Below are 519 nucleotides of genomic sequence, written 5' to 3' on the forward strand. Positions count from 1 at the left end.
CGCGGCCGGCGGCCTCGGTCGCCTTGCCCTTGCCGAACGAGAACATCGACAGGCCGACCCAGTCCACGCTCGACGCCCCGGGCCAGTACGGCGCGTAGGGATCGTCCGCCGCCGTGAGCTTCCCGTCGCCGTTGGTGTCGAGGGCCTCGACGTCGGTCGAGGACAGGTCGCGGAGGCGCCCGGCGGACTCGCCGAACGGGTACCCGGCGCCGTAGGACGGGGCCCAGACCATCGCGGCGTCGGACGAGCCGGCGTGCACCTGCGCCGCGAGTGCCCGGAACGTGCGCGTGAAGTCGGTCGGCTGCTGCCCCCACGACACCCACGTGCCGTTCATCTGCGGCGCGTACCGGACGAGGACCTTCGTGCCGTACTGCTCGTGCACCTGTTCCAGGAGCCGGTTCGCCCTCCGGGCGTCCGCGGTCGTCAGGGTCGAGAGCTCGTGGTCGGGTGTGAGGCTGACGACGAGGACGGCACCCTGCGCGGCCGCGGCCCGGGTCGCGCGGAGCAGTTCGCGTTCCG

Annotated in this window: 1 pseudogene; it reads right to left on the reverse strand. The window is 73.4% G+C overall.

The features are described 5' to 3' along the window. Positions 1–519, reverse strand: a pseudogene (locus NS184_RS18475) (hypothetical protein); the annotation flags it as partial.

It is taken from the genome of Curtobacterium luteum (genome assembly GCF_001475545.1).
Lineage (GTDB): Bacteria > Actinomycetota > Actinomycetes > Actinomycetales > Microbacteriaceae > Curtobacterium > Curtobacterium luteum_A.